Consider the following 21,103-nt stretch of genomic DNA (forward strand, 5'->3'; position numbering starts at 1 on the left):
AAAGACAGTTGACCACCTACGCAGTCCGGAGGCTATCACCCATCGGTAGGGAGTCACATGGATTACGACACCTACGGGTCGACCGCCGTCGAGCTGGCCATCGAACTGGCCAACACCGACCGCACCGATCCGGAGTGGGCGCGCGCCTTCCTGGGCTCCCACGACGAGTGGTTCACGCCGGGAACACCGCTCGAGCTCTCCCCCGGCGAGACGCACAAGGCCGGGGCGACCGCGGACCTGGTGCGCGCCGTCGCGCTGGCGCAGACGCAGGACGACGTCCTCACCCGGCTCAACGAACTGCTGGCGCTGGTCCGGCCGCGCCCCTACGCCACCGACCACGACGGCGAGCTGCACCTGCACTACGCGCGGCCCGACGCCCCGGTGCTCGAGCAGCTGACGACGACCGTCGCGATGGGGCTGGCGCAGGTCGTGGCCCAGCACGGCTGGCAGCGGCTCGGGGTCTGCTCGGCTGAGAACTGCGACGACGTCTACGTCGACACCTCGCGCAACGCCAGCCGCCGCTACTGCTCCAACACGTGCGCGAGCCGCTCGACCGTCGCCGCCTACCGCGCCCGCCAGAAGTCCTGACCCGCGCCCCATGTTGATCAGGTCTCCTGATCGACAGGGGTCCTCCCTCACGACCGGTGATCCTGCTGGCCAATTCAGCGCGGCCTAGTGATCTTGGTTGGCGTGTTGTGTTGCCAGGTGGCCGGGGTTTGATGGTCCGGCGGCCGGTCTTCCCCCGTTCTCCCGGCCGTGGGGTGGTGCTGATGTGTGTGCAGCCGCAGTCATGGCCGGAGCCGGCACCGGAGGTGGCCGCCGCGGTGCGAGCGGCCTATCGGCGGCGGGAGTCGCCGTTGCCGGTGACGATTCGGGATCGGCTCGGTGAGTTGTTCCCGGACCGAGAGTTCACCGAGGCGTTCGGCGTGCGCGGCCGGCCGGGGTGGTCACCGGGTCGGCTGGCGCTGATCACGGTGTTGCAGATGGCTGAGAACCTGACCGATCGGCAGGCCGCCGAGGCGGTGCGGGACAAGATCTCGTGGAAGTACGCGTTGGGGCTGGGGCTGGATGAGGAGGGGTTCGACGCCTCGGTGCTGGCGGAGTTCCGAGCCCGGGTGCTCGCGCACAACCTGGAGCAGCGCGTGTTGGAGTTGCTGCTGGAGGTGTTGAAGGCCGAGGGGCTGGTGACCCCCCGCGGGCGTCAGCGCACCGACTCCACGCACGTGATCTCGGCGGTGCGCGACCTCAACCGGCTGGAGCTGGCCGGGGAGAGCGTGCGCGCGGCCGTCGAGGCGCTGGCGGCGGCGGCACCGGGCTGGTTGGCCGGCGTCGTGGACGTCGCCGACTGGGCGCACCGCTACGGCGCCCGGGTCGACAGCTGGCGGCTGCCGGCCTCCAAGGCCAAGCGGGCCGACCTGGCCGGCGACTTCGGCCGGGATGCGCTGAGGCTGCTGCGCGCGGTGTACGCCGAGCAGGCACCGGGCTGGCTGCGCGAGCTGCCCGCCGTGGATGTGCTGCGCCGGGTGCTGGTGCAGAACTATGTGCTCGGCACCGACACCAGCGGGCGGGAGGTGATCAGGATGCGGGAGGCGGCCGACGGTCTCCCGCCGGGCAGAGTGCGGATCAGCTCGCCGTATGACCCTGACGCCCGATGGGCGGCCAAGGGCGCAGACCTGATCTGGAACGGCTACAAGGTGCACCTGACCGAGACCTGCGACCCGCCAGCCCAGCACCCGGCCCAGCACCCGCCCGAGGAGACGGTCGGGCAGCGGCCGAACCTCATCGTCTCGGTGACCACCACCGACGCGTCGGTGCCGGACTCGGCGATGGTCGAGCCGATCCATGCCACGCTCGCGCAGCGGACTCTGCTGCCCGGCGAGCATCTGCTCGATTCCGGTTATCCCTCGGTCGCAGCAGTGCTCCAGACCGCCCGCCGGTGGGACGTCACGCTGGTCAGTCCGCTGCGCGCCGACCAGTCCCGGCAGGCCCGCGACGGGACCGGCTACGACCGAACCGCGTTCACCCTCGACTTCGACGCCCGGCAGGCCCGCTGCCCCCAGGGTCAGACCAGCACCTGGTGGACCCCGACCCGCGCCCAGCGCGGCACCGAAAAGATCAAGATTGGATTCACCGCCGACACCTGCCGCCCCTGCCCGGTCCGACAGCAGTGCACCCGTTCGACGCTGTCCCACGGGATCGGCCGCCAGCTCGCCGTGCCACCCCGCGAGGTCTACCAGGCCCAGCAGGCCGCCCGAGCCGAACAGAGCACCTTCGACTGGCGAACCCGCTACGCCGCCCGAGCCGGCATCGAGGGCACCATCGGTCAAGGCCTGGCGGTCACCAACCTGCGCTACGCCCGCTACCGCGGCCTGCCCAAAACCAGGCTGCAACACGTGTTCTCCGCCGTCGCGCTCAATCTGATCCGCCTGAGCGCCTACTGGAACGGACACCCTCTGGACCGAACCCGCACCAGCCACCTGACCCGCCTCGACCTCGCCCTGGCCGCCTGACGAATTGGCCAGCAGGATCACCGGTGGTGAGGGAGGACCACAAACGATCGAGCCTGTCGCGCGAACGGTGGCGGATGAGCCGCCGCGGTGCATCGCTGGGTGATGTTGCGCTGTGAGTCGGGGGGCGGGCGCCGGTTGATGGTGGTCGGGAGCGGGGATAGTGGCCCGGTCAGCGCTGTCGGCGGTGCCGGCCGCCCCCGGATCAGGCGGTGGCCAGCCGGTGGGCGTGGATCTTGCGCAGGTTGTGCACGGTGCAGGCCAGCGACCACTCGGTCTTGGCGTTCTGCAGGCCGCGGCGGAGGAGCTGGCGTAGTCCCTGCCGGTCTTTGATCTGGCCGAAGACCGGTTCGACCGTGCGTCCTCGGAGGGCGTATTTCTCCGTGCCTTCGGGGGTGCGCAGCCTGTCCTGGGCGCGGGCGGTGGCCGGGCGGGAGGTCAGCGGTTTGTCCCCGGCGGGGTCCTCGCCGGCGGCGCGGCGTTCGTCGCTGATCATCGGGGCCAGCAGGCGCAGGCCGCGGGTCTCGGCCTCGGTGAAGGTCTCCTCGTTGGCGTAGCCGGCGTCGGCGACCCAGGTGTCGGGCGTCTCCTCGATGCCGGCCTGGTTCAGCTGCTCGGCGGCGTCATCGAGGACGGGAAACAGCTGATGGGCGTCGGTGGCCGCCTGGGTCAGCGTCTGGCCGACGATGAGCTGGTCTTCGGTGACCGCGGCCTGGGCGTTGTAGCCCTGCACCAGCCCCCGCCCGCCCCGCATCGTCCGCGAGTCCGGATCGGTGGCGTTGGCCCGCGGCGGCTTGTCCTTGTCCGGATTGCGGCCCGGTGGATGCTCGCCCGGTTGGGCGCCGCGGCGGGTGCCGGCGTCCTTGCGGCGCTGCCACTCGGCCTTCCTCACCTCCTGCTCGGCCACGGCCGCGGCCTGCTCGTCGTCCAGGCGCTGCTTGGCCTCCTTCAGTCGAGCCAACCGCTCGGCCCGCCGGCGCAGCGGCGGTGGCAGCTCATCCCCGCGGTCGTCGCCGTGTTCGGCGTCCTCGGCCGCGTCGATGCGCGTCTGTTCGTCGAGCAGCTCGGCGGCCAGCTGGTCGTAGCGGGCCTGCTCCTCGGCGACCTGGTGGGCCAGCGACGCCGAGGTGTGGTTCTTCGACCAGGAGGCGTTCGCGGCGATCTTCGTCCCGTCCACCGCGATCACGCCCAGCCGCACCATCCCGGCCTCGTGACACACCCGCAGCACCTGCGCGAACAGCTCCTGCAGCGGCTGGCGGTGACGCGTGACGAACCGGGCGATCGTGGCGTGATCGGGCACCCGATTGCCGGCCAGCACCCGGAACGCCACATCGCGGACACAGTGCCGCTCGATCGCCCGCGACGAGCGCACCCCGACCGCGTGCGCGTACAGCAGCACCGCCACCATCAGCGCCGGGTCGAACGCCGCCGCGCCCTGCCCGTTGGCCCGATACGAGCGCTTGAACCCCGACAGGTCGAACGAGTCCACCGCATCCTTGACCGTCCAGGCCAGCTCCCCGTCGGGCAGCCAATCCCGCACATCCGGCGGCAGCAGGAACCCCTGATCGACATCCCCGCGGATGAAGTTCTGCGGCATACCCCAGTCTCCCGCCGCCCAGGATGATCATCAATCAGGCGCGCTTTGTGCGACAGGCTCGATCAGGTGGGCTGATCATCGACGACGCAACCACGGGTGTCACGGAACGTAGCGGCGCGAACCCATGTCCTCGGGGCGGCCGTGCCCATAGCTTCCGACGTCCGAGCAACTGCCCGATCGAGATGGGCCACGTGATGACGCTGGGGACCGCCACGACCGCCACCGTTCGTCTCGCACGCGGAACGAAGCCCATCGACTGGCTCCGGCTCGTTTCCGCGGCCGCGGCACAGATCCATGACTGGGCAGCGACGACGGAAGGACGGCGCCGCACAGGGCTGGCCCTCCAGTCGCTCGACCGCGAGGCGTGGCAGGTCGCCCGGCACATCCGGCTGCCGGACGGCGGCCATGCCGATCACCTCGCCAGCGGCCCCACCGGCGGCTACCTCCTGAACAGCAGGGCATGGCATGGCGTGGTCACGGTCGACCACAAGGGAGCCACGATCACTCCCGACCGGCGCCCCGAAGCGGCCTGGACCGCCCGGGGACAACACTGCTCATTGGCTCCTGCCGCCGCGGCCCTCGGCCGTACCGCCTCCGCAGCAGGCAGCCGCCTCCCCGCTCCGCGGGCCGTCGTCGTGATCTGGGGGACGTTCCCCGAGCGCCTCGCGCTGAGCGGAGGCATCACCTACGTCGCCGGCGACCATCTCGTCGAATGGCTGTCCGGCCAGACCCGGCGACCCCACCACCGGTTCCTCCGTGAGCCCGTTTCCGGCGACCACGTGGACCCGGTCCTGGCTCGTTCCCTCGCCTGACGGGCGTGGCCGTCTCCCCGGACGGGAAGATGCCGCAGGGCCGGCGGCCGGGCGAACGCGCTAGCGTCCGGACGTGCTCCGCTGGTCGTGCGCCCTGGTGACGGGAGCGGTCCTGTCCGCCTTCGCACTCCTGCTGGTCGGGGCGGAGTACGAGACCGAGAGCCCGGTCGTCGTGGAGGTGACGAGGACCCACGGCCTGCACTCCGGCGACCTCCTCGTGGTCGGCGGCTGGGTCGTGGCCGTCCTCGCCCTGCTGCTGCTCACGGTGAGATCGGGGAGGACGCCCCGCTGACACCGGACGGCGATCACTGACCGGGCGGCCGCCGGTGAAGATCGCTACGGTCAGTCCAGGGATTGCCCCAGCGATCTTGTGGGCAGTGCACGCCTCGCCGCACGCCAGGTACCGAGGGAAAGAGGACACCATGCTGGTTCGCCGGATCGCCCGGCCCTTGCTCGCCGCCCCGTTCGTCTTCGGGGGCGTCAGCACCCTGCGCAAGCCGGAGGACCGCGTCGCAGGAGCCACCCCGGTCGTAGAGAAGATCGCCGAGACGGCCGACAAGCAGTTGCCGGTCCAGGTGCCTCGCGACGTCCAGCAGTGGGTGCAGGCCGACGCTGCCGTCAAGGTGGTCGCCGGTTCGCTCTTCGCGCTCGGCAAGCTGCCGCGGCTGACCGCGCTCGTGCTCTCGGTCTCCATCGTGCCGACCACGCTGGCCGGGCACCGGTTCTGGGAGCACGACGACCCGACCGAGCAGTTCGGCCAGATCTCGAACTTCCTCAAGAACACCGGCCTGCTCGGCGGCCTGCTGCTGGCCGCCGTCGACACCGAGGGCAGGCCGTCGGTCGGCTACCGCGCCCGTCGTGCCGCCGAGAAGGCCGCGAACAGCACCGAGAAGAGCTTCGAGAAGGCCCAGAAGCGCGCCGCCAAGGCGCAGAAGCAGGCCCAGAAGCGCGCCAAGAAGGCCAAGCGCTGAGGGGGTCGCGCTGAGCACACCCCTGCCGCCCGCGGACGCGCTCCGGAGAATCGCCTTCCTCCTGGAGCGCGCCCGCGAGCCCAGCTACCGGGTCCAGGCCTTCCGCACGGCCGCCGCCGTGGTCGACGGGCTGACCGACGAGCAGCTCGACCTCAAGATCGCCACGAACACGCTCAAGGACCTCAAGGGCGTCGGGCCGAAGACGGCGGCGGTCGTCGTGCAGGCGCACAAGGGCCAGGTCCCCGACTACCTGACGGCACTCGAGCAGCAGTACGCCGAGCTGGTCCCGATGGCCGACGACGTCGCCGACTTCCGGGCCGCCCTGCGCGGCGACCTCCACCTGCACTCCGACTGGTCCGACGGCGGCAGCCCGATCCGCGAGATGGCCGAGGCCGCGATCGCGCTGGGCCACGAGTACATGGCGCTCACCGACCACTCCCCCCGGCTGACGGTTGCCAACGGGCTCACCGCGGCGCGGCTGGAGAAGCAGCTCGACGTCGTCGCCGAGCTCAACGAGGAGCTCGCGCCGTTCCGGATCCTCACCGGCATCGAGTGCGACATCAACGTCGACGGCAGCCTCGACCAGTCCGACGAGCTGCTCGACCGGCTCGACGTCGTCGTCGCCAGCGTGCACTCCGACCTGCGGGCCGACGCGAAGGCCATGACGGCGCGGATGCTGACCGCCGTCGCCAACCCGCACACCGACGTCCTGGGCCACTGCACCGGCCGGCTGGTCATCGGCCGCCGGCAGCGCAACGGCACCCAGAAGCCCCGGCCGGAGAGCCAGTTCGACGCCGAGGCCGTGTTCAGCGCCTGCGTCGAGTTCGGCACCGCCGTGGAGATCAACTCCCGCCCCGAGCGGCTCGACCCGCCGCGCCGGCTGCTCTCGCTGGCCAACGAGCTCGGCTGCGAGTTCGCCATCGACACCGATGCGCACGCCCCGGGTCAGCTCGACTGGCAGGGCAACGGCTGCGAGCGGGCCATCGAGTGCGGGGTGCCGGTCGAGCGCGTGATCAACACCCGGACCGTCGAAGAGTTGCTGGCGCATACGCGGCCCTGACCCGACCGACAGGCGTTCCACGATCAACATGAAGTCGGGGCTGTCCGCTGAGTGGATCCGGCCACCGATGCGTGGTGATCATGGTCGTGGACGGCGTGCCCGGATGGCGACGATCCCACTCGAGCTCGATGCAGGCGACCGGCAGGCGGGGCGCGCGAGAGCGACAGGAGGACCGTCCTGGTCCGTGCGTCGACGCAGAGCCGGCCCGCACCAGTACAGCGCCACCGCATCGTCAGGACGAAGCGACGTCGAAGGTGCACCCTCCTGCACCCGCGCGTTAACCGCTCATTCAGCCTCCGCCGCTACTACTCGACCATGAGCGCGACGGGGATCCTCCTCACCGGCTGGCTGGTGACCTCGGGCGTCGTTGGGCTTCTGATCGCAGGCATGATCCGGACCGCCGAACGGAGCGATTCCGGCAGCGACGACCTCGCTCCATGGACGGTCCGGGGACCGTGCGGCGACCCGGAGGGCCACAGGGCGGGCAGGGTGCACCGCGAGTTCGACACCGACCAAGCCACCGTAGCTGGACTGTAACCGACCGTGAGCATCTCTACCGGTCGCGCGCTTCTTACCTAGCCTGACTGAAGGAGCCGGAGCAGGCGCCCCGCCCCGGGTTCACCGGCGAGATCGGTCGCCGCGCCGTCGACAACGCGCTCGCCCCCTACAGCTGAGCGCGCGGGCCGCGTTGCTCGGCTGGGTTCAGCGGCCGAGTCAGCACGTGGGACGACACGAGCCGGACCTGCGCCTTCGCGCACATGCCCGTCAACCCGATCTGTCGGCACATGGTCACGGGAGCGGACAACCCGGACTCATCGGCACCCGAGCCGCTCCTCGCGCCCGCTCAAGGCGAACGCAGTATCGGATTTATGACATGCGTCACTTTGACTTCCCCCTGTCGTATTACAAGCACGTAGTCTTCATCCGATAACAATCTGTGATGAAACTCCGTGAGGTCCTCGTGCGCCACCGTTCCCATCGCCCCCGTCACTCCTCCCGCGCCGCTGGTCGCCCCGCCCCGAAGCGTCACTATCGCGTCCCTCTGACCGCCATGCTCGCCTGCTTGGCGCTGGCCGTCGTGCTGGCTCCGCCTGGGCTTCTCGGCGGGCGGGACGCCGTGACGCAGGGTGGCCTCGAGTCCGCCTCGCACTTCAGGACGTGGTGGTGGGCGGAGTGGTTCTCCAAGTCGACCACCGATTCGCTCCGCGGCCGCGCGGTGAAGGCCACCCCGGTCGAGGCCCGCGGAACCGCCCGGAAGGCCGCCGGACAGCGGGTGTCGAGCAGCGCTGCGACGTCGAGCAGCCGTCGCGCCGACGACGCGCGTGAGACGGCGCGGAGTACCACCGCTACGGCGCCGAGCACCGCCGGTGGGGCACGGAAGACGGGCAGCGCGGACCCGACCAGAGGTCCGGCACCGACCGCCGAACAGGGTGCGGACAGCGTCGGGTCCGCCCCCGCGACGGCAGGCTCCGCCAGGACCGGCCTCGCCAGGACCGGCTCCTCCAGCAGCGAGGGCATCCTGCTGTCCCCGGCCGAGTTGATGGCGCTGCCGACGTCCGGCCCCGGCTGGGACGCGATCATGGCACGGGTCGCAAAGCCGTACGGCGGCTCCTACACCCTCGGGACGCGGGAGGACGCGAACAAGGACGTGCTGGCCCACGCCCTCGCCGGCGCCCGCCTGGACAACGATGCCTACAAGGGCTTCGTCCGCGACAAGGTCGAGCGGATCATGACCGCGCCGCGCAACGACGGCGACCTGCTGGCCACGTTGCGCCAGCTGCAGACGTATGTCGTCAGCGCCGACCTGATCGACCTTGCCTCGTTCGACCCGGCGCTCGACGCACGGTTCCGCACCTGGCTGGCCGCGGAGGTCCGTTTCAGCTACAGCGGGGGCGGCGGTGGCGGGTCGGTCATCTCCAATCACGACAAGAAGCCGAACAACTACGGCACGCACGCCGGCGCCACGCGTGTCGCCGCAGCCATCTACCTCGGTGACGACGCCGAGCTGCAGGCCGCCCGGGACGTCTGGTACGGATGGGCCACCGGGGATCCCGCTTACTCCCACACGACCAGGAAGTGGACGGGCACCAGCTGGCAGTGCGACCCGAACCGTCCCGCGGGCATCAACGGTGCCGGCTGCGCCCGGGACGGCCAGAGCCTCGACGGGGTCATCCCCGAGGATCAGGTGCGCTGCGGCGAGTTCTCCCGGACCCCGTGCGAGACCAACTACATCCACGGCGCCACCGACGGCATGACCCTTGCCTTCTGGATGCTTGCCCGGCAGGGCGAGGACCCGTGGGCGTGGGGCGACCACGCCGCGCTGCGGCAGATGCAGTGGAAGTACGCGAACGGGCAGGCTCCCTACAGCGGATTCCGCTGGCAGATCCCCGTCATCGAGGCCGCCTACGGCGTCGACTTCGCCGGAAACACCGCCGATGCGACGTCGACAAACTTCGGCTTCGCCGACTGGTGGGCCCAGTGACCAACCCCGGCGCATAGGACCATCCGCCGGTCACACCCTCGCGGTGTGACCGGCGGATCGCGTCGGGGGCTTGGCATGGGCGCGTGCCGGTTGCCTGGCGACGATCCCGGCACCATCGCTGTCGCGGTGCCTCACCAGGCGGCTCTCCATGCCCGGCGAGAACCAGGACAACCCCTCCGCCCAGGGGTGTGCGTTACCGTGGCTGGCGCTGCGAGACCGCCGATCAGCTCTCGGCGGCCGAGGGCTTCGACGCACCGACGCGATCCCGGAGGTCCAGCGATGCTGTCGTACGACGCCGCGCCGAGCCGCACGGCGGACGCGCGCCCGAGTAACGACGGACCCGTGAGCGGAACCATTGGCTGACCGCCGCCGCGGACTCCTTCCCGGGAGCGGAGATCGTCTCCTGACAGCTCGGGTCCGGCGGCTCTGTGCGGCCCTCGTCGTCGCGCCCGCCGTCGCCCTTCCCATGGCCGGTTCCATCGACGCCTCGGGTCCCGTCGTCATTCCCGCCGCGGCGAGCCACATCATCACCGCTGACGAGACCGATCCCCAGCACAGCGGGAACGACGGCGTTGCGGTCCATGGCATCGGCGTCGCGGTCGAGCGGGTGCAGCCGAGCCCGGACGACGGCGGTGCCGAAGCACCTCCATCCGGGGGCGAGGGCATCCTGCTGTCGCAGGCCGAGTTGATGGAGCTGCCGACGTCCGGACCCGGCTGGGACGCCATCATGGCGCGAGTCGAGGACCCCTACGGCGGGTCCTACATCCTCGGCGAGCGGGACGACGCGAACAAGGACGTGCTGGCCCACGCCCTCGCGGGAGCCCGCCTGGACAACGCGGCGTACAAAACCTTCGTCCGCGACAACGTCGAGCGGATCATGACCGAGCCCCGCAACGACGGCGACCTGCTGGCTACGCTGCGCCAGCTGCAGACCTACATCATCAGCGCCGACCTGATCGACCTGGCGTCGTTCGACCCCGAGCTGGACGCCCGATTCCGGACGTGGCTGGCCGACGAGATCCGCTTCGACTACGAGGGCGGTGGAGGTGGCGGGTCGGTCGTCTCGAACCACAACAGGAAGCCCAACAACTACGGCACGCACGCCGGGGCGACACGGGTCGCCGCGGCGCTGTACCTGGGCGATGAGGAGGAACTCGAGGCCGCGCGCGACATCTGGTACGGGTGGGCCACCGGTGACCCCGACTACTCGCACGAGACCCGGAGGTGGACGGGCACCGACTGGCAGTGCGATCCCGATCGTCCCGCGGGCATCAACGCCGCCGGGTGCGCCCGTGACGGCAACAGCATCGACGGAGTCCTTCCCGAAGACCAGGAACGCTGTGGCGAGTACTCATGGCCGCCCTGCGAGACCAACTACATCCATGGCGCCACCGACGGCATGACATTGACGTTCTGGATGCTGGCGCAGCAGGGGGAAGACGCGTGGGCGTGGGGTGATCAGGCAGCGCTGCGGCAGATGGAGTGGAAGTACGCGAACGACCAGCCACCCTACGACGGCTTCCGCTGGCAGATTCCGGTCATCGAGGCTGCCTACGGCGTCGACTTCCCGGGGAACGCACCGCAGGCGACGTCGACGAACTTCGGCTTCGCCGACTGGTGGGCGCAGAATGAAGGGGCTCCCGTGCCGGAGAGCCGGACGGACAGCGCTCCTGCCCCTGACCCGGAACCCCCGGCCTCCTCCGGCCCAGGGCTCTGGCTCGTCGCGGTCATCGTCGTCAGCGGCGGCCTGCTGCTGACCCTGGCGATCCTGTTCATCCGACGTTCGAGGCGCTGAGGAATCCGCCGCCCTCAGCCGGACCGTCGCGCCCGGAGAGCCGTTCGGCGCTCCCGGACCCGCCCCCCGGACAGCATCGTGAGCCTGCCCAGCGCCTTGCGCGTCGACTGCAGCAATTCGTGGAGGAACGGTGCCGGATCCGACCGCGAGAGCACGGCGTGTGTCTTCGGCCCGCGCACGGAGCGGAGCCACTCCCCCGGCGTCAGCTCACCGCGTCTGAGGAAGTAGAGAGCCGACTGCATGTCCCGGCGATCGTCGATCCACTTCGCCCCCCCGTATCGCTGCTCCCTGGCCGACGGCAGCGGCAACCCGACCATGTCGCAGTAGGCGGTGTAGAGCAGTTCGACGCCACCGCCCTCCGCGATGGCCGAACGGCCCGTCGGCCGGCCGATGTTCGGCTCGACGATCAGGTGCCGGCCAGTTCGCGCGTCCCGCTTCATCTCGACGTACCCGAGGCCCCGGTAGCCGAGCCCGGCGAACAGGCGCACCGTCTCGTCGAGGACGACGTCGTTCCGGCACTCCTCACCGAGGCTGCTGGTCCCGGTGTGCGGCGGCCATTGACGCAGCTTCCGCGCGACGAAGGTGGCGCGAGGGCGCGAGGCCTGGTCGAAGTAGACGTTGCATGAGAAGAGGGCGTCCACTCCGCCGTCGATCCACTCCTGGGCGATGAACCGCTCCGACCACGGGGCCACCCGGTCGTAGACAGCGAGCAGTTCTTCGCCGTTGGCCAGCTGGAACGCCCTTTCCTTCGTCTGCGACTGCCAGGCCGCGGACTTCATCGGCGGCTTGAGCACCGCCGGGTAGCTCAAGGTCCGTGCCGCGTGCTCGGCGTCGCCGCGGTTCTCGATGATCACAGTGGCCGGAACGGGCAAGCCGTTCTCCTGCGCATGGCGCAGGAAGGCGACCTTGTCCATGAGCATCTCGACCACGGCGTGGTCGGGTAGTGCGATGTGGAACCAGGGAATGAGCCGGTCACGATGGCTCGAGATCATCAGGACCGTCAGATCCGTGCACGGGATGAGCGCCGCCCGCCCGTCGAGCTGGGGCCCCAGGCGCAGGAGCGAATCGATGAGGTTCTCGCTGCCGAGATCGGCCTGGACGATCTGCCGGCACGCGCGGGTCCTCGACGCGTAGTGCCGCCGGTCGTTGGTCAGCCCGACGACCGGCACACCTCGCGCCGCCAGGATGCGTGCGGTCTGCAGACCGGTGATCGTGTCCAGACCGATGACGACGGCTGTCGGCCCGGTCACCTCGCGCGCCACCGTCCCCGTGACCGAACCGGAGATCAACCTCCGGACTCCTCGAGCGCGATCGTCTCCTTGGTCTTGACGAGCTCGAAGATGTGGTCGACCGCCGCGATGTGCGGATCGACCGCGGCAGCCTTGCGCTCGGACCGGAGGATGCCCAGCGTGTCCTCCATGGCCTGGACAGCTGCCCGCATCGGGTGGTTGGCGAGGATAACCATCTGGAAGCCCTTCTCGTGGAGCTCCTGGTCGGTGTAGTCGGGGAAGAGCGTCGGCACGGCCACCAGCGGGGTCTTGCCCAGACCTCCCCAGGTACCGAGGAACCCTTCGATCTCGCGCAGCGACTTGTCCTTCGAGTGGATCAGGATGGCATCGGCGCCGGCCTCGACGTAGGCGTCGGCCCGTTCGCATGCCGCCTCGATGCCATGACCGGCGATCAGCGCCTCCACACGGGCGACCAGGACGAACGAGTCGGTCTCCTGCGCCTGCTTGCCCGCCCGGATCCGGCGCGCCTGCTCATCGGCGGGGATGAGCTCTCGCCTGGAGTCCCCGGTGTAGAGGCTGTTCCTCTTGGGGAAGAGGTTGTCCTCGATGCAGATGCCGGCGATACCGCTCCGCTCGAACTCGACGACGGTGCGCACGACGTTGGTCAGGCCGCCGAATCCGTTGTCGCAGTCGGCTAGGACCGGCAGGTCGGTCGCGCCGTCGATACGGACGGCTGCCGCCAGAGTCTCCGTCATGGTCGTCAGGTTCAGGTCCGGCAGTGCATGGGTCATCGTGGCGACGCCGAAGCCGCTCACCCACACCGCGTCGAAGCCGTAGGCCTCGATGAGCTGGGAGCTCATGGCATCGTGTGCCCCCACCGCCACGTACGGCTTGTCGGCCGCGAGCCCGGCGCGCATCGCGGCGCGCTTCTTCTCAGCACGATTGAGTCGCATCAGATCCTTCTTCCGCTGGTGGTTGTTCCGGGTGATCGAGGTGCGGCCAGGGTCACGGGGCGGTCCCGGCCACGATCTCCTCCGGGTGCAGCTGCTGGTCGAGGCAGCCCTGCTCGTGCGCGCGGAGCAACTCGACGACCCGTTCGCCGATGAGCCGCTGGGAGTCCCATGCCATTGCGCCGATGTGCGGGCTGAGGACGACGTTGGGCAGAGCGGCGAGGGGGGACAGCACTCCCTCCCCTTCGCGCTCGTGTACGTCCAAGGCGGCCCCCAGAACCCGCCCACCCTCCCTGAGCTCGGTGAGCAGGGCCTGCTCGTCCACGACGCCGCCCCGAGCCACGTTGACCAGGAACGACCGCTCCTTCATGCGCGACAGGACGTCCGCGCCGATCATGTGGTGGGTGCGTTCGTCGAGCGGGACGTGCAGGCACAGGAAGTCGGACTCGGCGACCACCGTGTCGAAGTCGGTGAGGCTGATGCCCCGATCCGCCAGAGCAGCCTGCACCCCCGCATGTGGATTGTCGACACAGCCGATGGCGCGCATCCCCCACGCGGCCCCCATCTCGCCGACGCGGCTACCGATGCGACCCGCCCCGACGATGCCGATGGTCTTGCCGGCCAGGAGCGGCCCGCCCAGCTCGGCCTTCGGCCAGTGGCCCTCGCGGAGCAGGCGATCGGCCAAGGTGACCTTCCGGGCCAGGCTGAGCAGCAGCGCGAAGGTCAGCTCGGCAACCGGCTGTGCCGACGAACCGGGTACCCGCACGACCTGGACGCCGCGCTCGAAGGCGTAGGGAAGGTCGATGTTGTCCAGACCGGATCCGGCCCGCACCAGCAGGGCCAGGTTCGGGGCGGAGTCGAGGACCTGCGCCGAGATCGTGACGCCGCTGCGGAAGATCACCGCCTCGCGGTCGGCTACGAGCGTGGCTAGCTCTTCCTCGGACGCATTGAACGCCCGCACCACGTCGTGGTCACGCTCGAGCGCGTCAATCGCGGCTGGGTCGATCGAGCTGGCGAGGAGGATCTTCACGTGCGCCTCTTCTCGAAGAATTCGGTGATGACGGTTGCTACGTCCTTGGCGACGGCATCCAGCGGGCGGTCGGCGTCGACCACCTCGGAATGCGGAAGCATGTGAGCGAACTGCAGGTACTGCCCACGTCGGCGCTCCAGCCATTCCACGCTCGCTTCGTGCTTGCGGTCGAAGAGCACCTGACCGGGCGCATCGAGGCAGATCACGAGGTCCGGCTTCGGATAGACGTGCTTCAGAAGGAAGCCGTGGACGCGCGAGGTGGCTGATCGACGGCCTTCCGTTGCGATGTCGAAGTGGTAGTAGTCGGCGTAGAAGTGGCGGTCGAACACCACGATCGAGCCGCGCCTCCGGTGGTACTGGGCGACCGTCTGACGGAACCACTCCTCGGCCAGCCACATCAGCAGCCGGGCCCCCCGAGCGATGCCCTTGAGGACTCGCCGGACCGGGTTGCCGGTCGCCGGCGGGACCTGCTCCGAAGGAGCCACCATGTCAGGACGACGGCCACGGGCCTTCTTGACGGCGAGTGCCAGCCGGGTGGTGGGCAGCATCAGGCCGCTCGCCTCGAGATTGACGCCCATGTAGATGCGCTTCACCGGCGCCGGCATCGGTTCACGCTCGAGCAGCGCGGTGATGGTGCTCTTGCCTGCGCCGTCCGGGCCGATGATCGCAACGCTGATCATGCAAGGACCCGAGCGGCAGCCGTGCCGGCCGCGCGGCCCATGCAGGCGTATCCAGCGAGCTGCATGCTCAGCGTCCCCTTCGGCATTGCGGGGGTGACCTCGGCTCTCGATCCCCGTCGGCGTTCACACGTGTACGTCGGTCACAGACCGTTCCGCTTCCCTCGGTCGCTGATATGGCTTCCCGGCAATTGCTCTCACCGGGGTCCGGCTCGAACGACAGAGCACTGACCGGTCCAATGTCCGACACGGTCAGTGTCCGGGGGACAGTAGGCGTTACCGACCGCAACCGTCCAGACGAATGATCACCGGACCGGGCGCCCGTCGAACCAGGCGTGCCCCCGGGACGGAGGCGCAGCCCCCGGACGGTGGTCCGCGGACCCCCGCGACCGTGTCCGCCGTGGGAATGATTCGTCCCCGCCGCCGGCCTGAGCGCGGAAGGATCTGTCGTGGTCGAGACGGAGCGATCCGTCGTGCCCGAGGACATGGCCTGCCACGGCATCACACGAAGCGCTAACGTCGCGGCTCCGTGCGACACGGGAACGGGCTGGCCTCATGAAGGAGACGAGCGGCTTTGGGTAGCGGCCGGATGGGAACCGCGTGATCGTCAGCGCCATGCCCGTCGTCGATCGCCCCCTCGGTGCCCGGCGGGACACTCCTGCCGACGACGGGGTGATGAACGGGCACGGCGTGCGGCGGATCGGGGCCCCGGAGCCGCTCACCGGCGGGTGCGCCCTGCCCTGCTGCACCGGGGTGGCCGTCCGATGAGCGGGTCTCGTCGCCTGCCGGCCGACCAGGGTCCTCGCCCGGACGACGGCCCGCCTCCCATGGCGGCGGCGCCCGACGACGCGCCCGGCGTAGCCGGAGGCGTCGCCGACACCGGCGAGATGCGCCGCACCCAGGTCCGGGGATCGACGCTCCTCGTGGTGGGTCGCATCCTCGCCCTGCTTCTCACCACGACGACGCAGATCGTGCTGGTGCGTGCGCTGACGATGAGCGACTTCGGCGCCTTCGGCTACGCGCTGGCGATCGCCTCGGCCGGACGGCTGCTGCTCTCCCTCGGTCAGGGCAAGCTGCTCAGCCGGTTCACCGCCAAGTACGAGGAGGAGCGCGACTACGATCGGATGTTCGGCAGCATGATCCTCGCCGCGGGGACGATCCTGCTGACCAGCACGGTCTCGCTCGTCGCCCTCTTCATGCTGGCCGACGCCCTGGTCGGTTCGGCGGTGAGCGACCCGGCGACCGTGAAGGTCGTGCTCATCCTGGTCTTCCTGGCTCCGCTGGAGGCATTCGACCAGGTCTTCGTCTCACTCTTCGCGGCCTTCAGCAAGCCCCGCGCGATCTTCTTCCGCAAGTACCTGCTCACGCCGTCCCTGCGGCTCGCGGTCGTGCTGATCCTCGCCCTGACCGGCTCGTCCGTGACCTTCCTCGCCATCGGCTACGTGGCCGCGGGCGTCGTGGGACTGGCCCTGAACGTGACGCTGTTCGCCCAGGTACTGCGCGAACGCGACCTCCTCCGGCACCTGCGACTCCGCCGAGTCGTCCTGCCGTACCGGGCGGTCTTCTCGTTCTCCCTGCCGTTGATCACCGGCGAGCTGCTCACCCTGTCGCTGACCGTCGGCGGCGTCTTCATCCTCGCCTACTACCACTCGGCCGCCGAGGTGGCCGGCTACCGCGCAGTCTTCAACCCGGCCCGCCTGAACACTGCGGTCCTCCATGCCTTCGTCCCGATGTTCCTGCCGCTCGCCGCTCGGTTGTTCGCGCGGTCGGACATCGACGGTCTCCGCCGGACCTACTGGCAGACCGGCGCCTTCGTCGCAGTCCTGACGTTCCCGGTGTTCGGGCTGACCGGGCCCATGGCGGAGGACACCACCGTCCTGTTGTTCGGAGAGGCCTACGCCGATTCCGGGCTCGTCCTCGCGCTGCTGTCCGCGGGCTACTACTTCAGCGTCGTGCTGGGCTTCAACACCTATGCCCTCCAGATCTGCGGGCGCATCCGGTTCCTCGTCGGCGTCAACACCGTCACGGCGGTGTTCAACGTTGCTCTCAGCCTGCTGCTCGTCCAGCGATACGCGGCGGTCGGCATAGCCATCGCGAACCTGAGCGCCCTCGTCCTGCAGAACGTGGTCAACCAGTGGGCGCTGCGACGCGCCCTGGGCACCTCGTTCATCGACCGCCGTTGCGCACTCTGCTACCTGGTGATTCTGTGCTCTGCCGCCGCGCTGTGGGCGTTCCAGGTGCTGGTCGACCCAGGACTGGTCCTGGGGCTGGCGTCCGTGGCCGTCGCCTCCGTCGTCGTACTCGTCGTCAGCCGCCGGGCGATCGAGCTGGGCGACACGTTTCCCGAGCTCCGCCGCGTACCGGTCCTACGGCTGCTCGTCCCATGATCTGCACGAATCCGCCATCTGCGAAGGAAGAGATGCTCCCGTGACGCTGTCGAAGAACGCCGGCCGGGCACGTCCCGGGCCGGGCGAAGCCGTGTCCGACGCACAGGAGGCGACGGAGGACCTGGTCAGCGTCATCATCCCGGCTCGTAACGAGGAGCGCTCCATCGGGGCGACGCTCGATGCCCTCCGGGGTCAGGACTACCGCAACCTGCAGATCATCGTCGCCGACGGCGGGTCGACCGACGGCACGGTGGCGGTCGTGCAGAGGCATATGGCTGAGGACCCGCGGGTCGAGCTGGTGCACAACCCGCGGCAGATCACCCCCGTCGCCCTGAACGTCGCGACCGCGCAGGCGCGCGGACCGTGGCTGGTGCGGATGGACGCCCACTCGATGGTCGATGCCGGGTACGTGGGCGGGGCGGTGGCCCGGTTGCGCGAGGGACGCTGGGGTGGGGTCGGTGGCCGCAAGGACGGCGGCGCCGCCACCCCGCCCGGTCGGGCCATCGCCGCGGCCCTCGGCAGCCGGTTCGGGGTCGGTGGGTCGGTCTACCACCACGGCATCAGGGAGCAGGAGGTCGACCACATCCCGTTCGGTGCCTATCCCACCGAGCTGGTGCGCCGGCTCGGCGGTTGGGACGAGCGCCTCATGACCAACCAGGACTTCGAGTTCGACTATCGGCTGCGCCGGAGCGGCGCCCGGCTGCTCTTCGATCCGCGGCTGCGGATCGCCTGGCAGAGCAAGGAGTCGGTGCGCGACTTCTATCGCCAGTACCGCCGCTACGGACGCGGCAAGGTGGACGTCGCACTGCTGCACCCCCGGTCGCTGCAACCACGACACCTCGGGCCGCCGCTCCTCATCGCATACCTCGTCGCGTCCGCTGCGGTCGGGGTGCGCAGGCCGGGTCGGGCCGCGGCCATGGTGGCCCCGTACGCCGTCGCTCTGACCGCCGCCTCGGTGACCACTGCCCGCACGCTGGAGGACCCTCGAGCACGGCCGTTCGTGCCGGCCGCGTTCCTCGCGATGCACATCGGCTGGGGTATCGGCGTCTGGTCCCGCGCGGTGGAGCTGCTTACCCGCAGGACGACGCGGTGAGGGCCGTGCCGGCTGCCGAAGAAGCCGTGGACGACGTGATCGCACCTCACGTGGACTTCGACCTGCATGGCATCGTCGGGCTGCGCTTGCTCGACCCACGGGCGCAGGACGTCGACACGATCACCCGCCAGATCGGACCCCTGACCGCCCCGTTGACCGGGGACCCCGACATCACGGTCAGACTCGTGGACCGCCTTCCGGATCCGGGTCGCCTCACCTACGCCGGCTGGCCGGATTCGGCCGCCGCAGGCGACGACTTCTTCGTGCTCCGAGGACGGGACGGGGTCGCCGCGCGCACCCTGCTGCCGGTGGATGCCGTAGGCGGACGCTGCGACATCGTGTGCGAGCGGCGGGCCGGTGCCGTGCCGCACCTGCTCGCCGTCATCAACCTGACCGCCCTGGCCAAGGGGGTCCTGCCCTTGCACGCCTCCGCGTTCACCTATAGGGGAGCCGGCGTGCTCGCCACGGGCTGGGCGAAGGGCGGGAAGACGGAGACGTTGCTTGCATTCGCCGCGCGAGGCGCCCACTACGTCGGTGACGAATGGGTCTATCTGACCCCGGACGGGAACATGTACGGCGTCCCGGAGCCGATCAGGCTCTGGCACTGGCACGTGGCGCAGCTGCCTGCTCTGCGTGCCACGCTCCCCTGGAGCACCAGGGCCCGGCTCGGCGCGCTGCCATCCATCGCGTCGTCGACGACAGCTCTGGCCGGCGCCCTCGCCGGACTACCCGCCTCGGTGCTGCGGCGGACCGCACCGGTGCTGCGTCGTCAGGCGTACGTCCAGGTTCCACCGGCCCGCCTCTTCGGTGCGGACGCCATCGCCTTGCGCGGGCGCCTCGATCACATCGTGCTCGTCGTCAGCCACGACCGGGACGACGTCAGCATCGAACCGGTTCCCGGCACCCAGGTCGCCGCCCGCATGCTGGCCTCACTCGAGGACGAACGCAGCCCTTTCCTCCAGCTCTACCGCCAGTTCCGGTTCCTGTTCCCGGATCGCCGGGCCGCCGTCGTGGAAGAGGCGCCCGCGATCGAGCGCCGGCTGCTCGAGCAGACCCTCTCCGACCGGCCGGCGCATCTGCTGCGCCATCCGTATCCCGTGCATATCGAGTCGCTGGTCGAACCCGTCGAGCAGATGCTGCGGGCCGCGCGGTGAGCCCGGCGTGTTCCATGCGCGGGTCAACTCGTGGTGCCGGCGTTCCGGGCGTGATTAGCTGCGAAGACCATTCGACGAGCTGCAGGGGCAGGGCCATGACAGCGATGGGCAGGAGTCGATGAGGGCGGCCGGTACCGACGCCGTCGGCGCGTTGCGCTGGGGCCTGCGCCGCTACCGCTGGCTGGTCCTCGCTTGCCTCGTTCTCGGGGCGGTCGTGGCGCCGCGCGCGGAGGCGCGCTTCGAGACCCCCGTCGAGGCGGAGTCCCTGGTCATCGCGCAAGTTCTCGACATGGACCTCGTCGCGCTCCCCCGGTACGGCGAGGCGGTCTTCGACAACGGGGCGGTCGCCGAAGCTGTCGCAGCGCGGTTTCCCGACATCGACGAGTTCGATGACATCGTCCCGAACCGGATCTCCTTGGTCGCCGAGCAGGACTCCATCGTCTTCCGGGTCGTCGGTCGCGACGTCGACCCGCAGATCGCAGCCGATCTGGCCAACACCGCCACCGAGGCCTTCCTCCCGGCGCTCAACGCCACGGGAGTCGGTGCGGGCCTCTTCGCCTTGCAGAGCCCGGCGACGCCGCCCGCCGTCGAGGAGGACAGGCTCGGCAGCCTGATCGCCATTCCGATCGGACTGGTCGCCGGACTCTTCCTCGCCCTCACGCTGGTGTCCTTGTTCCTCATCGTCCGCCGGCCGATCATCGCGGCGGAGGATGCCGAGGAGGCAACTGGGGTTCCGGTTCTCGGCACGGTGAAGGTGCCCCGGACGCGGCGCGGGGTGTACGCGCCGCCCGAGGAGTTCCCCGGCCTGGTCCCGGTGTGCCGCCGCCTGCTCCACCTATCCACGTCAACGCTGGTACTGGTCAGTCAGCGCCGTGACAGAAGGGCTCGCGCGCAGCTCACGGCAGCGCTGGCGAAAGTTCTCGTGCGCGTCCGTGACGTCCGTCTGATCGGCCCCACGGTGCCGGAGCTGAACGGCGTTCGCTCCATCGGCACGTTCGAGCTCGAGGAGATGGTCGCAGAGCTGGAGGTCGCTGCCGGCGCACCCCCTAGCGATTCGAACGGGGCCCGCGGGACCGGCCGAGCGCGCATCACCATCGTCGACAGCAGCGAGCCACTGGATCTCGTCCAGCCACCGCGACTGACCGCGACCGTCCTCGTCTTCCGAGAGGGCATCCGCAGCGCTGCCCTGCAGGCCGCAGTCGTGGAGCACCTGGGCGGCAGCGCGGAGGCCCGGCTACTGCTCGTCAAGAAGGGCCGCTGGTCGCGGGCCAGGCCGAAGCCCCACGTCGAGGTGACCGAGGACGTGGACCCCCGGGAAGCCGCAATGCTGGCCGACAAGAGCTGAGGGGCTCCTGAACC

Annotated in this window: 18 protein-coding genes; 13 read left to right on the top strand and 5 right to left on the bottom strand. The window is 70.1% G+C overall.

All coding sequences use genetic code 11. The features are described from left to right. Positions 1-57 precede the first annotated feature (57 nt). Both FHU33_RS22450 and FHU33_RS22455 read left to right on the top strand, forming a co-directional pair. Positions 58-588: a CGNR zinc finger domain-containing protein gene (locus tag FHU33_RS22450; RefSeq protein ID WP_142027777.1), complete on the top strand. Its 531-nt coding sequence runs from the start codon at positions 58-60 to the stop codon at positions 586-588. A 182-nt stretch (positions 589-770) separates the two neighbouring features. Further along, positions 771-2,510 carry an IS1182 family transposase gene (locus tag FHU33_RS22455; protein WP_142024161.1) on the top strand — a complete coding sequence of 580 codons (1,740 nt, stop codon included), beginning with the start codon at positions 771-773 and terminating at the stop codon, positions 2,508-2,510. Positions 2,511-2,712: 202 nt separating this feature from the next. Here the strand turns inward: FHU33_RS22455 and FHU33_RS22460 are convergent, their stop codons facing one another. Then, positions 2,713-4,104, bottom strand: coding sequence for a transposase (locus tag FHU33_RS22460; protein WP_142025713.1), 1,392 nt, complete (start codon positions 4,102-4,104; stop codon positions 2,713-2,715). A 23-nt stretch (positions 4,105-4,127) separates the two neighbouring features. Between FHU33_RS22460 and FHU33_RS22465 the strand changes: the two genes are divergently transcribed. From FHU33_RS22465 to FHU33_RS22490, 6 genes are all read left to right on the top strand, one after another. Beyond that, on the top strand, positions 4,128-4,916 hold the full coding sequence (locus tag FHU33_RS22465; protein WP_142027778.1) for an NERD domain-containing protein: 789 nt from the start codon (positions 4,128-4,130) through the stop codon (positions 4,914-4,916). 73 nt (positions 4,917-4,989) lie between these two features. Then, positions 4,990-5,208, top strand: coding sequence for a hypothetical protein (locus FHU33_RS22470; protein ID WP_142027779.1), 219 nt, complete (start codon positions 4,990-4,992; stop codon positions 5,206-5,208). Positions 5,209-5,338: 130 nt separating this feature from the next. Further along, positions 5,339-5,887 carry a DoxX family protein gene (locus FHU33_RS22475; protein ID WP_142027780.1) on the top strand — a complete coding sequence of 183 codons (549 nt, stop codon included), beginning with the start codon at positions 5,339-5,341 and terminating at the stop codon, positions 5,885-5,887. A gap of 22 nt (positions 5,888-5,909) precedes the next feature. Then, complete coding sequence (locus tag FHU33_RS22480) at positions 5,910-6,947, top strand: PHP domain-containing protein (protein ID WP_142028122.1); 1,038 nt, start codon at positions 5,910-5,912, stop codon at positions 6,945-6,947. Between the two features lie 1,063 nt (positions 6,948-8,010). After that, positions 8,011-9,429, top strand: a complete 1,419-nt coding sequence (locus tag FHU33_RS25190) for a hypothetical protein (RefSeq protein ID WP_170182632.1) — start codon at positions 8,011-8,013, stop codon at positions 9,427-9,429. 466 nt (positions 9,430-9,895) lie between these two features. Then, complete coding sequence (locus FHU33_RS22490; protein WP_142027782.1) at positions 9,896-11,224, top strand: alginate lyase family protein; 1,329 nt, start codon at positions 9,896-9,898, stop codon at positions 11,222-11,224. A gap of 14 nt (positions 11,225-11,238) precedes the next feature. Here FHU33_RS22490 and FHU33_RS22495 read toward each other — a convergent pair whose 3' ends face one another. From FHU33_RS22495 to FHU33_RS25195, 4 genes are read right to left on the bottom strand one after another with little or no spacing between them, the layout of a single operon-like run. Then, positions 11,239-12,513: a carboxylate--amine ligase gene (locus tag FHU33_RS22495; RefSeq protein ID WP_211355330.1), complete on the bottom strand. Its 1,275-nt coding sequence runs from the start codon at positions 12,511-12,513 to the stop codon at positions 11,239-11,241. Further along, the gene (locus FHU33_RS22500; protein WP_142027783.1) at positions 12,510-13,406 is read right to left on the bottom strand and encodes an isocitrate lyase/phosphoenolpyruvate mutase family protein; all 897 of its coding nucleotides are present in this window, start codon (positions 13,404-13,406) and stop codon (positions 12,510-12,512) included. Before FHU33_RS22500 ends, FHU33_RS22495 begins: the two co-directional genes overlap by 4 nt. A 52-nt stretch (positions 13,407-13,458) precedes the next feature. After that, positions 13,459-14,433, bottom strand: coding sequence for an NAD(P)-dependent oxidoreductase (locus FHU33_RS22505; protein WP_170182633.1), 975 nt, complete (start codon positions 14,431-14,433; stop codon positions 13,459-13,461). Further along, positions 14,430-15,113 (bottom strand): nucleoside/nucleotide kinase family protein, encoded by a 684-nt coding sequence (locus FHU33_RS25195; protein ID WP_170182634.1) that lies wholly within the window; start codon positions 15,111-15,113, stop codon positions 14,430-14,432. Before FHU33_RS25195 ends, FHU33_RS22505 begins: the two co-directional genes overlap by 4 nt. Positions 15,114-15,725: 612 nt before the next feature. Here FHU33_RS25195 and FHU33_RS25200 point away from each other — a divergent pair. The 5 genes from FHU33_RS25200 (at position 15,726) to FHU33_RS22525 (ending at position 21,089) form a co-directional block, all read left to right on the top strand. Next, positions 15,726-15,878, top strand: coding sequence for a hypothetical protein (locus FHU33_RS25200; protein WP_170182635.1), 153 nt, complete (start codon positions 15,726-15,728; stop codon positions 15,876-15,878). Then, positions 15,875-17,497 carry an oligosaccharide flippase family protein gene (locus tag FHU33_RS22510; protein ID WP_170182636.1) on the top strand — a complete coding sequence of 541 codons (1,623 nt, stop codon included), beginning with the start codon at positions 15,875-15,877 and terminating at the stop codon, positions 17,495-17,497. The genes FHU33_RS25200 and FHU33_RS22510 overlap by 4 nt, the downstream gene beginning before the upstream one ends. A gap of 40 nt (positions 17,498-17,537) precedes the next feature. Then, the gene (locus FHU33_RS22515; RefSeq protein ID WP_170182637.1) at positions 17,538-18,590 is read left to right on the top strand and encodes a glycosyltransferase family 2 protein; all 1,053 of its coding nucleotides are present in this window, start codon (positions 17,538-17,540) and stop codon (positions 18,588-18,590) included. Next, positions 18,587-19,744 (top strand): hypothetical protein, encoded by a 1,158-nt coding sequence (locus tag FHU33_RS22520; protein WP_142027787.1) that lies wholly within the window; start codon positions 18,587-18,589, stop codon positions 19,742-19,744. Before FHU33_RS22515 ends, FHU33_RS22520 begins: the two co-directional genes overlap by 4 nt. Before the next feature lie 118 nt (positions 19,745-19,862). Further along, positions 19,863-21,089 carry a YveK family protein gene (locus FHU33_RS22525; RefSeq protein ID WP_142027788.1) on the top strand — a complete coding sequence of 409 codons (1,227 nt, stop codon included), beginning with the start codon at positions 19,863-19,865 and terminating at the stop codon, positions 21,087-21,089. The last annotated feature ends 14 nt before the right edge of the window (positions 21,090-21,103 follow it).

The organism is Blastococcus colisei (assembly GCF_006717095.1).
In the GTDB taxonomy this organism is placed as follows: domain Bacteria; phylum Actinomycetota; class Actinomycetes; order Mycobacteriales; family Geodermatophilaceae; genus Blastococcus_B; species Blastococcus_B colisei.

Excerpts from the sequence above, each read along its gene's own strand:
- FHU33_RS22450 (WP_142027777.1), top strand. The coding sequence starts at position 58 with ATGGATTACGACACCTACGGGTCGACCGCCGTCGAGCTGGCCATCGAA.
- FHU33_RS22455 (WP_142024161.1), top strand. The coding sequence starts at position 771 with ATGTGTGTGCAGCCGCAGTCATGGCCGGAGCCGGCACCGGAGGTGGCC.
- FHU33_RS22460 (WP_142025713.1), bottom strand. The coding sequence starts at position 4,104 with ATGCCGCAGAACTTCATCCGCGGGGATGTCGATCAGGGGTTCCTGCTG.
- FHU33_RS22465 (WP_142027778.1), top strand. The coding sequence starts at position 4,128 with ATGATCATCAATCAGGCGCGCTTTGTGCGACAGGCTCGATCAGGTGGG.
- FHU33_RS22475 (WP_142027780.1), top strand. The coding sequence starts at position 5,339 with ATGCTGGTTCGCCGGATCGCCCGGCCCTTGCTCGCCGCCCCGTTCGTC.
- FHU33_RS22490 (WP_142027782.1), top strand. The coding sequence starts at position 9,896 with ATGGCCGGTTCCATCGACGCCTCGGGTCCCGTCGTCATTCCCGCCGCG.
- FHU33_RS22500 (WP_142027783.1), bottom strand. The coding sequence starts at position 13,406 with ATGCGACTCAATCGTGCTGAGAAGAAGCGCGCCGCGATGCGCGCCGGG.
- FHU33_RS25195 (WP_170182634.1), bottom strand. The coding sequence starts at position 15,113 with ATGATCAGCGTTGCGATCATCGGCCCGGACGGCGCAGGCAAGAGCACC.
- FHU33_RS25200 (WP_170182635.1), top strand. The coding sequence starts at position 15,726 with ATGCCCGTCGTCGATCGCCCCCTCGGTGCCCGGCGGGACACTCCTGCC.
- FHU33_RS22510 (WP_170182636.1), top strand. The coding sequence starts at position 15,875 with ATGAGCGGGTCTCGTCGCCTGCCGGCCGACCAGGGTCCTCGCCCGGAC.
- FHU33_RS22525 (WP_142027788.1), top strand. The coding sequence starts at position 19,863 with ATGAGGGCGGCCGGTACCGACGCCGTCGGCGCGTTGCGCTGGGGCCTG.